This is a genomic window from Shewanella acanthi (assembly GCF_019457475.1).
GTDB lineage: Bacteria > Pseudomonadota > Gammaproteobacteria > Enterobacterales > Shewanellaceae > Shewanella > Shewanella acanthi.
The window spans coordinates 3,072,072-3,086,785 of sequence record NZ_CP080413.1 but is presented as its reverse complement, the minus strand read 5'-3'; the positions used below and the strand labels follow the sequence as shown (position 1 = coordinate 3,086,785).

The following is a 14,714-nucleotide window of genomic DNA, read 5'->3' as shown; positions in this document are numbered from 1 at the left end:
TTTATCAGTTTAATTAACGGTATAGGATCAATGAGCGACTATAAATTTACTTTGAATTTGCCGGAAACTGAGTTTCCGATGCGTGGTAATTTGGCAAATCGCGAGCCAGAGATGTTAGAGCGCTGGACGAAAGATGGTCTGTATCAGCAGATCCGTGATAGCCGAATCGGCCGCACGCCTTTTATTTTGCACGACGGCCCACCGTATGCGAACGGCAGTATTCATATTGGTCACTCAGTAAACAAAATTCTCAAGGACATTATCGTTAAGTCAAAAACCATGGCTGGTTTTGACGCGCCATATGTGCCTGGTTGGGATTGCCACGGTCTGCCAATTGAACTGAAAGTTGAGCAAAAAGTCGGTAAGCCAGGTCAAAAGATTTCAGCGGCCGAATTCCGTGAAGAATGCCGTAAATATGCCGCCGAGCAAGTCGATGGTCAGCGCGCCGACTTTATTCGTTTAGGTGTATTGGGGGATTGGCAAAAGCCATACCTGACAATGGACTTTGCGACCGAAGCCAACATCGTTCGTTCACTATCAAAAGTGATTGAAAACGGTCACCTACATAAGGGTGTTAAGCCTGTTCACTGGTGTACTGACTGTGGTTCTGCTCTGGCTGAAGCCGAGGTTGAATACGAAGATAAAACGTCTCCTGCAATCGATGTGGCCTTTACTGCTACCGATAGCAAAGCTGTTGCCGCCAAGTTTGGGGTAAGCGATTACTCACATCCTGTGTCTATGGTGATTTGGACAACCACACCTTGGACGCTGCCTGCCAACCGCGCCTTATCTATCAGCCCTGAGCTTGACTACAGCTTGGTTGAATTTGTGAAAGAGGGCGTGACTCACGCGGTGATCTTAGCCGATGTGTTAGTTGAAGCTTGTATGACACGTTACGGCGCCGAGAGTCATAACGTAGTAGGTAAAGTTAAAGGTGCTGCACTTGAGCTGGTTCGCTTTAATCATCCATTCTTAGGCTTTGATGTACCAGCAATTTTAGGTGACCACGTCACCACTGACGCAGGTACCGGCGTGGTGCACACTGCACCTGGTCACGGTCAAGACGACTTCGTAGTAGGTCAAAAATACGGCTTAGAAGTGGCAAACCCAGTTGGCGATAACGGTGTTTATAAGCCAGATACTGAGTTCTTTGCAGGGCAGCACGTATTCAAAGCCAACGATAATGTGGTTGCACTGCTGAAAGAAAAAGGCGTGCTATTACATCATGTTGCCTATCGTCACAGCTATCCACATTGCTGGCGCCACAAAACGCCAATTATCTTCCGTGCAACGCCGCAGTGGTTTATCTCTATGGATAACCATGGTCTGCGTAAGCAAGCATTAAGTGAAATTGAGCAGACGCAGTGGATCCCTGATTGGGGCCAAAGCCGTATCGAGAAGATGGTTGAGAATCGTCCAGATTGGTGTATCTCCCGTCAACGTACTTGGGGCGTGCCAATCACCCTGTTTGTGCATCGCGAAACCGAAGAGCTGCACCCTGATAGTGTGTCGTTAATGGCTCGTGTAGCAAGCCGTATCGAACAAGAGGGTATTCAAGCATGGTGGGATCTCGACGCTACTGAGCTGTTAGGTGAAGAAGCCGACCAATACCGTAAAGTGACTGATACCTTAGACGTATGGTACGACTCTGGTTCTACCTTTGCGTCAGTTGTTGCCGCTCGCCCAGAGTTCCACGGTCATGGTGTCGATTTATACCTTGAAGGTAGCGATCAACACCGCGGCTGGTTTATGTCATCACTGATGATTTCAACTGCGATGAACGGCAAAGCACCTTACAAGCAAGTGCTTACTCACGGTTTTACCGTTGACGGTAAAGGCCGCAAGATGTCGAAATCTATTGGTAACGTGATTGCGCCGCAGCAAGTAACTAATAAATTAGGCGCCGATATTCTGCGTTTATGGGTTGCAGCAACGGACTATAGCGGTGAGATGACGGTTTCCGATGAAATCTTAAACCGTAGCGCCGATGCCTATCGTCGTATCCGTAACACTGCCCGCTTCTTATTGGCTAACTTAAATGGTTTCGACCCAGCAAAGGATTTAGTGGCCGTTGAAGATATGGTTGCACTGGATCGCTGGGCTGTTCGTCGCACAGCGGCGTTGCAGCAGGAAATTATTGAAGCTTATGAGCAATATAACTTCCATATTGTGACTCAAAAGCTAATGCAGTTCTGCTCGGTAGAGTTAGGTAGCTTCTACTTAGATATTATTAAAGACCGTCAGTATACCGCGAAGCAGGAAGGCCATGCTCGCCGTAGCTGTCAGTCGGCATTGTTCCACATTGCCGAAGCTATGGTGCGTTGGATTGCGCCAATCCTAAGCTTTACCGCCGATGAAGTGTGGCAATTACTGCCAGGTCAACGCGATGCCTATGTCTTTACTCAAGAATGGTATCAAGGTTTACAAGCCGTCACGTTAGACACTGACTTAAGCGATGCCTACTGGGAAAATCTACTGACCGTTCGTAACGAAGTTAACAAAGTGATTGAGCAGGCTCGCCGTGATAAACGTATCGGAGGCTCATTAGAAGCCGAAGTAACCTTATTTGCCGACGCCGCGTTAGCCGAGCAGTTAACTCATATCGGTGATGAGCTGCGTTTCGTGCTGTTAACGTCTGAAGCTAAATTACTGCCATTAACGGATGCGACGAGCGATGCGGTTGAGACTGAACTGGCTTCGTTAAAACTGATTGTCAGTGCGACAGAAGCGCAAAAATGTGAACGTTGTTGGCACCATAGGGAAGAGGTTGGCACTATTGAAGCCCATTCAACGCTGTGTCATCGCTGCGTAACCAATATTGAAGGTGACGGCGAAGTTCGTCTGTTTGCGTAAAGGATCTGTATGCCATTAACTTGGAAAGACAGTGGCTTACGTTGGTATTGGGTAGTTGTATTGGTGTTTTTGGCCGATCAACTATCCAAACAATGGGTGTTAGCCAAATTTGAACTGTTTGAATCGGTGCAATTATTACCCTTTTTTAATTTCACCTATGTGCGTAACTACGGCGCCGCGTTCAGCTTTTTAAGTGAAGCGGGTGGCTGGCAACGCTGGTTATTCACCATTGTAGCTATCGGTTTTAGCACTCTGCTTACTGTATGGTTACGTAAGCAAGCGGCTTCATTGTGGAAGCTGAACCTTGCCTATACCTTAGTGATTGGTGGTGCGTTAGGTAACCTTATCGATCGATTAATGCACGGATTTGTGGTGGATTTTATCGATTTTTATTGGGGAAAGAGCCATTATCCCGCCTTTAATATTGCAGATTCGGCAATCTTTATTGGTGCAGTGCTGATCATTTGGGATGCATTTTTTAACAGTAATTCGGAACAAGATACGACCGAAGGGGTGAAGTAGTGACGGTAACACGTTCTTTGTTGTGCCATATGAATATTGTGCTTGAGGATGGTTCAACCGCTGACAGTACTAAAGCGTCGGGTAAACCTGCGCGCTTAAATATTGGAGATGGCACCTTAAGCCCTGCGTTTGAAGCACAGCTTGAAGCGCTAAACGAAGGTGATAAACACAGCTTTACACTCGAAGCCGTTGATGCCTTTGGCGAGTCCAATCCAGATGCGATTCATTATATGGATAGAACACGTTTTCCTGCCGATATGGAACTCGAAGCGGGGGTTATCGTAAGCTTCGCAGGACCTGGAGGAAGTGAAATCCCTGGCATTGTGCGCGAAGTTGCCGGCGATTCTATTACTGTGGATCTCAATCATCCTTTAGCTGGACGTAAAGTGACATTTGAGCTGGACGTAGTGAAGGTATTGTAAGATGAAATTAGATCCAACCAGCCCAGGTTTGAATATTATGCTGGCTAACCCACGCGGCTTCTGTGCTGGTGTGGATCGCGCCATTAGTATTGTAGAACGTGCCCTAGAACTGTTTTCGCCACCGATTTATGTTCGCCATGAAGTGGTACATAACCGTTATGTGGTGCAAAACCTTAAGGATCGCGGCGCGGTATTTGTCGAAGAGTTAGACCAAGTACCAGATAACAATATTGTTATCTTTAGTGCCCATGGTGTTTCGCAAGCGGTACGCGCAGAAGCCAAAAAACGTGGTCTACGGGTATTCGATGCAACATGTCCATTAGTCACTAAGGTGCATTTACAGGTAACCCGAGCGAGTCGCAAAGGTATCGAATGTATTCTGATTGGCCATGCGGGACACCCTGAGGTTGAAGGAACCATGGGGCAATACGATAACCCCAATGGTGGCGTTTATCTGATTGAATCCCCTGCGGATGTTGAAACCTTAGAAGTGCGCGATCCAAGTAATCTGTGTTTTGTCACCCAAACGACACTGTCGGTGGATGACACTATGGATATTATCACCGCGCTGCAAAAGCGTTTCCCATCCATCGAAGGTCCACGTAAGGATGACATATGTTACGCCACGCAAAACCGTCAGGATGCTGTGCGAAACTTGTCTGCCGATGTGGATTTACTTATTGTTGTGGGTTCTAAAAATAGTTCAAATTCGAACCGTCTACGTGAATTAGCACTCAAAACCGGAACGCAATCTTATTTGGTTGATACGGCAGATGATATCGATGCCAGTTGGTTTGATAATGTGACTAAGGTTGCGGTAACTGCAGGCGCTTCAGCACCAGAGGTACTGGTACAGCAAGTAGTGCAGGCCATTGCTAAATTAGCCCCAAGTGTGGTGACTGAAGTTGAAGGTCGTAAAGAAGATACTGTCTTTGCAGTACCCGCGGAGCTTCGTTAGAAACGAGTGGCGTATGCCTGAATCCGCGCTGAGCTAAAAATGGGTTAATAACCTGAACGTATTTAAAAGAGGCCTAGGCCTCTTTTTTATTGCATGCGATACACTAAATGCAGCTAAAGCATAATGAGATTAGGTCTTATATGCTATTGTTACTGGCCTATTACATTTTACTCATCTATGATTAACTACTAGCAAATTTTTTTGCGTAAGATTAAGATTTTAAAAGAGTAAAACGCTGAAAAGCTTGTCAAAAATATGACTAAAAATGAACGTTTGACGCACACAAAATACCAAAAGGGCATTTCGTTAATCGAAGTGCTCGTCGCGCTAGTGATCCTTGTCATTGGCCTAATCGGCATATTTAATCTGCATATCGTCGCCAAGCGGGGCAGCTTTGAGTCATTTCAACAGACGCAAGCATCTTACTATGCCACTGATATTATTAATCGGATGAAGTTGAATCGCACTCAGCTGGCAAATTATGTGGGAACATATAATTACAAAGAACCTCCCTCTATGGCAGAGAATTGCGAAACTCAGGTATGTTCTCCTGGACAAATGGCTACATGGGACAAATACGATTGGGGAAAAGCTTTATTTGGTTCATTGGAGGTTGTTGGTACAGAAAATGTGGGAGGGTTAGATTCTGCAACTGCATGTATCGGAATGAATGAGATTGTTAGTGATGGTGCTAAAGGTAATTATGTTGTTGTCGCGATAGTTTGGCGGGGTATCCGTGAAACAACTGTGAAACCATACGAAGTTATTGATGCTGAAGATGGTAACATCAGTGCAAACAAGAGTGTTGTAGCTAATTGTTTTGCGGATGCAGCGATAGACAATCGACGTTTATTCGTCATTAATACAGTGATTATATAGATGAATGTTACATTAAGGCATAAGGCCTCTCATAGCAAAAACGTACAACATGGCTTATCTCTTGTTGAATTAATGGTTGCAATGGTCATTGGTTTATTTTTAACTGCAGGCGTTTTTACCATGTTTAGCATGTCTTCCTCAAATGTAACAACAACTAGTCAATTTAATCAGTTACAGGAAAATGGTCGGATAGCACTGGCGATCTTGGAGCGGGATATTAGTCAGATTGCCTTTATGGGGGATATGACAGGTACTGACTTTATCCTTGGTGTGAATACTACTTTAAAAACGGCTGTTGCTAATGATTGTATTGGAGCTGGCCTAAATAATGCGACATTACCTAATAACCAACCTGCACATTTTAGAAGACTCTGGGGCTATGAAAATGGTGACTCTTCAGAGACTTTAAGCTGTTTAACATCTGAAAATGTGAAATCTGAGACAGATGTCATTCAATTAAAAAGATTTATAGGTCCTAGCCTTTCAGAAGGGCCGACGAATACAATTAATGTAGTTACAAACACTTCTGAAGCGATATTTTTCACTGGGAAAGAGCCAGTCGATATACCAATCGAAAATGCCCGATTATGGGAGTACCAGCATCATGTTTATTACATTGAAAATGAATCTCAAAATATCCCTGTTTTAAAGCGAAAAACTTTAGGGATAAATGGAATGGGGACTGGACAGCAGCTTGTAGAGGGGATTGACAATATCAGGTATCTCTATGGTTTTGATAATGACGGTGATAGTACCCCCGATAGCTTTGTTTCAGCAGAAAATGTTGATGTTGCGATGTGGGATAATGTGGGATTTCAACGTTTAGTTGCTATTAAGATATTTATATTAGTTCGTTCAATAAATGAAGACCGCAGTTATACCAATGAAACGACTTATCAGCTAGGTGATAAAACAATTCGTCCACCTGAAGATCATTATCGTCGTAAAGTTTTATCGACAACTGTTGTATTAGAAAACCCAGTATTAATACGCAGTTAATGAGGTTAATGATGAAAAAGCAAAAGGGTGTAGTGTTATTTTTTGCCTTAATAGTTCTACTTATTATGACTGTAATCGGAGTTGCTTTGGCTGTTAACTCCACTCAGTCCTTAAGAATGGCAGGGGCTAGTTCAGAAAGAATTGAAGCGAAAGCTTTAGCTGATGGGGCTATTGACAGAGTTTTACTGAATAACTCTGCTGCAGAGCTGGCAAAATTAGCTGAGAGAGATGATTCAACTTTTTTAGATGGTAACCAAACACTAACGCCTCTACCTCTTGATAGTGATGGAAATCCAGATGCAAAAGATGTGTCTTGTCAGAGAAGTTCAAAAGCAAGTGGAACGGATCTATTTAAATGTCGAAGGCTTGAAATCTCCAGTAGTGTTAACTTTGGCAGGGAAAATTTAGGGCGACTAATTGTGGTTACAGGTATTGAGCAAGAAGTGTTAAATGGGAGTGGATCATGAAACTTAATAGAATGTTATTCGCAGGTTTTGTGGCTGCCTTAGCTATCCCTGCACACACGCATGCGGATGATACTGATATTTATTTGAATCCTGCCCAGAATAAAGTTAGGCCACAAGTGCTTATTATTTTTGATAACTCTGCCAGTATGGATACCCTTGTTGAAGGCTTGCCCGGCGGATACATCAATGATCCAAACAAACCTTATCTGCCAATCGATAGCGCTCATTCCTATGATGATGGCATGATTTATTTTACGATCGGTACCGGATTGGATGAATCTGGTCTTGGGATACCTGATAGCCCATCTGAAACAAATCGATTTAATGACCTACTAAATGGTTGTTATGTAGCAAGGAAGTCATTAGAAAAATACGGTCGATTTTCTGGTCATATCCGCGAATATATTCAGAATGGTAATGGCAAAGGAACTTGGCAGCCGATTAAACAAAATTCAGGTAAAGATGAAAATAATCCGGTGGATTGCTGGGAAGACGTTGATGCTGGGTATGAAAGTAATAATAATGATACAACACCAAGCACGGGGTTTATGACTGGTTATCCTCAAGATAGTAAAGCGGAACCATGGGGACCTAAAGCTGCAGTAAATAATTTTAATTCGGGAGAATTAGTAACACTTTATACCGCTAATTATTTACGTTGGTATAGGGAGTATCAAAAAAAACTTGAGGAAGGTAATACAACTCCTGGCACTTATCCAGATCAAACCAGATTGGCTATTGCAAAAGATGCTATTTCAAGCGTAGTGAGTACCGTATTTTCCATTGATTTTGGATTAGCAGTATATAACCTAAATTATCCCAAAGAGGGAGATAGTGATGGTGGAAGGATTGTTGCGGCGATTAAACCCCGTACCCCTGCTGAAAAAGACGCGCTGATTAAAACTATTACGAATTTACCCGCAGATACTAATACTCCTTTATGTGAGACATTATATGAAGCATTTCGTTATTTTAGCGGTGGAGAAATAAAATACGGGCATGCGGATAAAAATTATAATGGTGGGGCGATTCATTATACAGCAAATCAGCCAATGTATGACACTAGTGCTGAATCCAATGGGAGTTATATTTCACCATTATCTAAGTGTAACAAAGTTGGTCATATTATTTATATCACCGACGGTGCGCCTGTTTTAGATACCAGTGCTGATACTTTAATACAATCCTTAGGTGGAAAACCCTATACATATGCAGAAGCCTCGGGTGATATTCCCGCAAAAACAAGTTACTTACCCGCTCTAGCTGAGTATATGTTTAATAATGATTTGGACAACAATGATGACAATGGATTCCAGCGTGTTATTACTCATACTATTGGTTTTAGCTTAGGAAAAGATGAGGAACATGCTGAGCCATTATTGATAGAGACGGCGAAACGGTCTGGTGATTTCGGTACATATACAGCCGCGGACAATACTGTTGAGTTAGTCGAAGCGATTACCAAAATAGTTGCGGAAATTGAGCAAACGGGACAGCGTTTTTCCGCCCCAGGGGTGGCATTCAGCAGTGCAGATCCCACTCGAACACTCGATGCCGCTTATTATGCGCTTTTTGAGCCTTCACAAAGTCCAAAGTGGACTGGAAATTTAAAAAAATTGAAAGTGAACTCATCTGGGGTTTTAGTTGATGCTACTGGGAAAGGTGCAATCGATTCTTCAGGTGGTTTGGCTGCTACATCTTGCACAATATGGAGCTATTGTAGTGCTAAAGGAGATATTGGGTATGTCGGTGATGATGGTAATGAGGAAGACGGTGCTAATATTGTAGCAGCAGGTGGTGCTGCTAGAAGGATAAATCCAGCTTCGCGGACAATTTATAGTGATTTTAATTCTGAGCTGCAACCATTGGTGAAAGATACTGCTGCAAAATATGCTCAAGATATATCATCTCCTTCTGAATCTGATATGTATGTGGCATTAGCACGCTATATGGGGTTAGATATTAGTGATGCTTCTAACCAGTTGACGAAAGCTTTTCGCTGGATTTTCGGTTGGAACGTTGATGTTGCTAAGGAGAACACGGACGGTTCTGTGGCGGAGTATACCTCTATTGGGGTTGGATTAGATGGGGCTCGTGAAGGTGATATCCGAGCGGATATTATGGGCGATCCATTACACTCTAGGCCATTAGCGATAGATTACGGCAATTATAATATGATTTTTGTCGGCACTAATCATGGGATGATGCATGCATTTAAAGATGAAGGTGATAAAGTTACTGAGAGTTGGGCATTTTTACCATACCAGTTACTTCCCAATTTGAGCCGCATTCGTAGTAACAATTATGCTTTAGGCCATGCAGTATATGGCTTAGATGGAACGCCAATAGCCTATGTTGACCGAGGTGACACATTTAAAGCGTGGCTATATTTCGGTATGGGCCGTGGTGGTCAGTCCTATTTCGCTATGGATGTCAGTACTTCGACACCTAAATTAAAATGGGAAATTTCAAATACAGATTCAGGTTTTGAGGAATTAGGTCAAACTTGGTCGACGCCAGTAATTACGAAGATCCCCGCTAATGATGGCAAGCCTGTGTTGATTTTCGGTGGTGGCTATAACAATGCTTATGATTCTGGCAGTGGTAAGGATTCTGATGGCAGGATGGTTTATATTGTTGATGCAGATACTGGTACTCTTTTACGCACCTTTGGCGTGGGGGATGGCCCCTTAAATACTGTATTACCAGGCATTACAGATTCGATAGTAGGTTCCATTGCAACCTTAGATAGTAATGGCGATGGTATTACCGACCGTTTATATGCTTCAGATTTAGGTGGCAATGTCTGGCGTATGGATATGCCATCGACTACTCCCTCTGCATGGGGGGCATACAAATTTGCAGAGTTAGGCGGTACAGGAGCAAGTGATCGTCGTTTTTTCTATGAGCCAGCAGTAGCACAAACCTATTTTACTAACATTAGCAAGGTAAGTGTGACCGACGCAGATGGTAATGTAACTACAGCCATAACTTCTCAAAATGTAAGTTACGATGCTGTGACATTGGGGTCTGGTAATCGTGCAGATCCACTTAGTACCAATGTTGATGATAAGTTTTTTGTTTTACAGGATCGAAATGTTGTTACGCAGCAGTTTGGAGATGGTGATGGCCAGATGGCAGTTCCAAGTCCAATAAAATATACGGATCTCTATGATGTAGCTACTCAAGGTGTTCCTGATACACAAACTGAGAATATTAACTTTGGTGAAAAACGTGGTTGGTATTATAGCTTGTCTGGTTCTGGCGAAAAAAGTCTATCACCAGCAGTTATCATTAAAGGCAAAGTATATTTCACATCATTTACACCAGCAGGCCCTGCTCAAGATGCTGATACTTGCGCAGTATTAACCGAAGGAAAACTTTATACTTTTGACTTGCATAAAGGTGGTTTATATTCCGAAATGAATGTTTGCGATAATTGCATACCACAACCGCCAACCATTATTACGCCTCCAATCATTCCTGCTGAGAAAGAAGGTGAGCAGGATATCATTCCTGATCCTGTATTAATCATTGGTAAGGGAACTTGCGATAAAGATGGTCAGAATTGCACTGGGACAGTCGACTTAGACTCCGGCTTAGACACTAATAAAATTTACTACCATATTGATGAGTAATTAGATTAATGAAATTTATAAATACAAAGGGATTTACATTGATAGAGGTGATGATCACTGTTGTGATTATAGGAATTTTAGCCTCTATCGCTTATCCCTCTTACGTGGATTACGTCATTCGTAGTGGTCGCTCTGAAGGTGTTGCAGCATTGATGAAAGTAGCCAATCTACAGGAACAATATTATTTAGATAATCGAACTTATGCTGAAGATTTAACTGATTTAGGTTTAGATGATCCTTTTGTAACTGAACATGGAAAATACAGTTTAACCACTACTGGGGGGAGTTCATTTACAGCTACCGCAAATGCTGCTGGCTCCCAAGTACGTGATACAACTTGTGGAACAATAACCCTTACATCTACAGGAGCAAAAGGGCCTTCAGCGGAGTGTTGGAAATGATTAGATTAATTGTTGGTTTGATGTCGGTGGTTATGCCTGTGATGACTTTAGCTGCAGCTTCGTCGCAGACTTCACAGGACTATAAGTGCCATATTACTTCCGCCAAAGGCGATAAAGTTATTTTCTACCACTGGAAAATGGATGAAGCAAGTTTGAATGCGGCAAGTTTGCCTAGTAAACAACGTAAAAGCTCTGACGGTAAAAAGTACTTTATTAAAGATGTTGTAGAGTGCGTGCCTTTAAGTCAAGACTTTAGCTCTGAAGAAAGTAAGCAACTTGATGCGAAGACTTTGAGATAGGATATTCTTAGATAGCTGCTAATAAAATATTAGCAGCTGTTGCCATCTGTTCCGTAGGAAATTAATCCACTAATACTGACAGTCACACTTTTGGAGTTTGAAGCCTCACCGCCTGGACAATAAATTATATTAATTGGACTGTCCACAGGTAGTATTCCTTCACTGGTGAAGCTAAAGCTAGTGACGTCGCTTTTTTCTTTAAGTGAATCACTGCTATTGAAAGCGTCGATAACACGCAGTTCTTTGCTTCCTGCAACTACTTTTATTCCATTTTTCCATGCACCGTTTGTTGCAGATACTGTGACAGGTATTCCATAACTGATCGCTTGGCTCCTCGCAAACACCATAATGTCGTGGATTTTGGTGATGTTATTGTTGACGCGTACGCTTTCATAGATGCTGGTGAGTGAAGGTACCCCGATAGCGAGTAAGATAGCAGCCACGGCAATGGTGACCATTAATTCTACTAACGTAAAACCGCGCAATTTCTTCTGCATATGCTTTATCCTCACCGATACTTAATTAAGTATAAGCGAGAGTGCTCTTGATTTCAGTATCTATTTTTCTCCTATCACAGTGAAATTGTTTAAGTTATGTCCTTTTTAGGTTGTTAAGATTGGATTATAACTCTACGCTTTTTCGTATCATTATCAGTTGCATGTAACATCATTCGCCGTGGATATTCTTGCTCTTCCTGCTTGGTTAACTATGACTGATTTTGAATAGGGACTCTTAGCGTCAGATGGACAGTATTTGATTGTGCCGTTGGTGCCAGAGGCGAGGCCATCTGCTCTAAAGCGGAATACAATGCGATTACTGCTCACAGTGTCCTGACTACTAAAGGCATTGATGACATTTAGCAAGCTATCATCACCATCGAATTGATTGTTTTCATTGGCATCGATAAAGACGCTAACGCCGACTTGCCAGTTGTAACTGCATTTGCTCTCAACTAGGGCGCATACAGATACTTTCCTCCCCAGCGATATTGCATGATTTCTAGCGAACATTAGCGTTTGTTGAATTTGTTTAACATTGCTATCTGCGCGGTAACGGGTATAAAAATCGACCAGAGAGGGGATGCCGATTGCAAGCAATATCGCGGCAACGGTAATGGTGACGAGCAATTCGATAAGCGTAAAGCCATAAGATAAGCGATTCATAACATATCCCTGTCAGTTATCACCGCGCCCGCATCCAGCAAACGCTTTTTCTAAGTTATGCAACTAAGTATATAAGCATATTCTTAGCTTGCTTGAACGATTTTAGAAATTTGGCTTAAAAATGTCCGTAGAAACTGTGTTTTATCACCTAAGCAGATCTAGACTTCAATATTGCGCTAACCACGTGTAAGCTAGTGATATTGTTTTCGTTTATTTTAAGCAAGTGCCGAGGAATTTTTTCATGAAGAAAGTTGAAGCCATTATTAAACCTTTTAAATTAGATGATGTGCGCGAGTCACTTGCTGAAATCGGTATTACCGGGATGACGGTACTTGAGGTAAAGGGCTTTGGTCGTCAAAAGGGCCATACTGAACTTTATCGTGGCGCTGAGTACATGGTCGATTTTTTACCTAAGGTGAAAATTGAATTAGTCATTCAAGATGATTTGGTTGAACAAGCGATTGATGTAATTGTGGATACTGCGCGCACTGGTAAAATTGGTGATGGCAAAATCTTTGTTTCCGACGTCGAGCGTGTTATCCGCATTCGCACCGGTGAAGAAAACGAAGAAGCGGTTTAATTCTTCCTCATTCGCTGAATCATAAAGGGCCCTATGGCCCTTTTTGTTTGCCCCCCTACTTTTAATCTACAAGGTAGATGAATCTACTGTATTTAAATAAATTTTAATGAAATCTGTTTCGCTTAATTAGGATTATCTAGTTATTTGAAAACTGATCCATGGTATAAATTAGCCACTTGATATGTTTCGGAGTTGTCATTTTGGCTACAACAAGAATCGTAATTGTTGGTGGTGGCGCCGCGGGTTTGGCGTTAGCTTCAAAACTAGGTCGTAAATACGGTAGTGGTGATAAAGTCGATGTTTGTTTAATTGATAAAAGTCCAATCCATATTTGGAAACCTAAGCTGCATGAAGTTGCCGTGGGGGTGATTGATCAATCGATAGAAGGATTACTCTACCGAGATCATGGGCTTAAAAACGGCTATCGATATATTCGGGGTGAATTAGAAAGCTGCGATCCCGCCAATAAAACCATTCAACTTGCTGCTGTTAACAATGACTCGGGTGAACTCTTGTTAGAACCCCGCCAAATTCAATTTGATTATCTTGTTTTCGCCCTAGGTGGTGTCTCCAATAGTTTTAATACCAAGGGGGCAGAGCAGCATTGTATCTTCCTCGATAGCCTTGAGAAGGCTAATCTTTTCCATCAAAAACTACTCGATGCGTTATTGCAACTCAATGAAACCCAGGAAAAAGTCAGTATTGGCATCGTTGGCGCTGGGGCAACAGGTGTTGAGCTCGCGGCAGAGCTCCACCATGTAATTGAATCTGTGAAGGAATACGGTTATCTCAATATTTCTAAGCAGCATTTAGAAGTACATTTAATTGAGGCCTCGCCCAAAATCCTACCTCAACTCCCTGAGCGTGTAAGCTCTCGCGCCCAAGCAGTGCTGGATAAAATCGGGATTCGTTTGCATATTGGCGTGCAGGTAAAAGAAGTTACTAAAGAAGGTTTTATCACTCAAGATGGCAATGTCATTCCGGCAAACTTAAAAGTGTGGGCTGCTGGAGTCAAAGGCCCTGATGCTTTTGCATACTTTAGCGAGCTGCCAATCACCCCGCGTAATCAGATTGAAGTTGATACTTGTATGCGAGTCAAAGGCCAAACAGACATTTATGCGCTTGGCGATTGTGCATTGCTTACTTTGGATTCAGGAAAAGTGATTCCTCCCCGCGCACAGGCTGCTTCGCAAATGGCGGATACGTTATTTGATAATATTGTTAATCGCTTACAAGGAAAGGATGAGAAGCCATTCATCTATAAAGACTATGGTTCATTAGTGTCATTAAGCCGTTTTTCCGCAGTCGGTAATTTAATGGGAAATCTTCGTTCGGGGAGTTTCTTCGTTGAAGGACATATTGCAAGAATGATGTATATATCCTTATATCAACGACATTTAGCGAGTCTGTACGGTTGGTTCTCTGCCATAGTGTATCGAGTTGCGCAGAAGCTGCTGAAATGGCATCGGCCTAAATTAAAGCTGCATTAAAAACATATAGTTAGTAAAACAGAGAGCATAAGCTCTCTGTTTT

The 14,714-nt window shown here is 42.6% G+C and carries 14 protein-coding genes; 12 read left to right on the top strand and 2 right to left on the bottom strand.

The annotated features are described in order from the left end of the window. Positions 1–30: 30 nt before the first annotated feature. From ileS to K0H61_RS13215, 10 genes are all read left to right on the top strand, one after another. The gene (gene ileS / locus K0H61_RS13260) at positions 31–2,853 is read left to right on the top strand and encodes an isoleucine--tRNA ligase (RefSeq protein WP_220049850.1); all 2,823 of its coding nucleotides are present in this window, start codon (positions 31–33) and stop codon (positions 2,851–2,853) included. Between the two features lie 9 nt (positions 2,854–2,862). Further along, the gene (gene lspA, locus K0H61_RS13255; protein WP_220049849.1) at positions 2,863–3,375 is read left to right on the top strand and encodes a signal peptidase II; all 513 of its coding nucleotides are present in this window, start codon (positions 2,863–2,865) and stop codon (positions 3,373–3,375) included. Further along, positions 3,375–3,797: an FKBP-type peptidyl-prolyl cis-trans isomerase gene (gene fkpB / locus K0H61_RS13250; RefSeq protein ID WP_220049847.1), complete on the top strand. Its 423-nt coding sequence runs from the start codon at positions 3,375–3,377 to the stop codon at positions 3,795–3,797. Before lspA ends, fkpB begins: the two co-directional genes overlap by 1 nt. Positions 3,798–3,825: 28 nt before the next feature. After that, on the top strand, positions 3,826–4,755 hold the full coding sequence (gene ispH, locus K0H61_RS13245) for a 4-hydroxy-3-methylbut-2-enyl diphosphate reductase (RefSeq protein ID WP_220052712.1): 930 nt from the start codon (positions 3,826–3,828) through the stop codon (positions 4,753–4,755). A gap of 255 nt (positions 4,756–5,010) precedes the next feature. Next, positions 5,011–5,634 (top strand): type IV pilus modification protein PilV, encoded by a 624-nt coding sequence (gene pilV / locus K0H61_RS13240; protein WP_220049845.1) that lies wholly within the window; start codon positions 5,011–5,013, stop codon positions 5,632–5,634. Beyond that, positions 5,635–6,633 carry a PilW family protein gene (locus K0H61_RS13235; RefSeq protein ID WP_220049843.1) on the top strand — a complete coding sequence of 333 codons (999 nt, stop codon included), beginning with the start codon at positions 5,635–5,637 and terminating at the stop codon, positions 6,631–6,633. A gap of 11 nt (positions 6,634–6,644) precedes the next feature. Beyond that, entirely contained in the window at positions 6,645–7,100 is a 456-nt protein-coding gene (locus tag K0H61_RS13230; RefSeq protein WP_220052711.1) for a pilus assembly PilX family protein, read from the top strand. Beyond that, positions 7,097–10,738 carry a pilus assembly protein gene (locus tag K0H61_RS13225; protein WP_220049842.1) on the top strand — a complete coding sequence of 1,214 codons (3,642 nt, stop codon included), beginning with the start codon at positions 7,097–7,099 and terminating at the stop codon, positions 10,736–10,738. The genes K0H61_RS13230 and K0H61_RS13225 overlap by 4 nt, the downstream gene beginning before the upstream one ends. Positions 10,739–10,746: 8 nt before the next feature. Continuing rightward, entirely contained in the window at positions 10,747–11,139 is a 393-nt protein-coding gene (locus K0H61_RS13220; RefSeq protein WP_220049841.1) for a type IV pilin protein, read from the top strand. Next, complete coding sequence (locus K0H61_RS13215) at positions 11,136–11,438, top strand: TapY2 family type IVa secretion system protein (RefSeq protein ID WP_220049839.1); 303 nt, start codon at positions 11,136–11,138, stop codon at positions 11,436–11,438. Before K0H61_RS13220 ends, K0H61_RS13215 begins: the two co-directional genes overlap by 4 nt. A gap of 29 nt (positions 11,439–11,467) precedes the next feature. Here K0H61_RS13215 and K0H61_RS13210 read toward each other — a convergent pair whose 3' ends face one another. Both K0H61_RS13210 and K0H61_RS13205 read right to left on the bottom strand, forming a co-directional pair. Continuing rightward, positions 11,468–11,935, bottom strand: coding sequence for a GspH/FimT family pseudopilin (locus tag K0H61_RS13210; RefSeq protein ID WP_220049837.1), 468 nt, complete (start codon positions 11,933–11,935; stop codon positions 11,468–11,470). A gap of 153 nt (positions 11,936–12,088) precedes the next feature. Then, positions 12,089–12,601, bottom strand: a complete 513-nt coding sequence (locus K0H61_RS13205) for a GspH/FimT family pseudopilin (RefSeq protein WP_220049835.1) — start codon at positions 12,599–12,601, stop codon at positions 12,089–12,091. A gap of 241 nt (positions 12,602–12,842) precedes the next feature. Between K0H61_RS13205 and glnB the strand changes: the two genes are divergently transcribed. Together glnB and K0H61_RS13195 are read left to right on the top strand one after the other, a co-directional pair. Next, a complete protein-coding gene (gene glnB / locus K0H61_RS13200) occupies positions 12,843–13,181 on the top strand; it encodes a nitrogen regulatory protein P-II (protein WP_220049833.1) in 339 nt (112 codons plus the stop codon). Between the two features lie 200 nt (positions 13,182–13,381). Further along, a complete protein-coding gene (locus K0H61_RS13195; RefSeq protein WP_220049832.1) occupies positions 13,382–14,671 on the top strand; it encodes an NAD(P)/FAD-dependent oxidoreductase in 1,290 nt (429 codons plus the stop codon). The last annotated feature ends 43 nt before the right edge of the window (positions 14,672–14,714 follow it).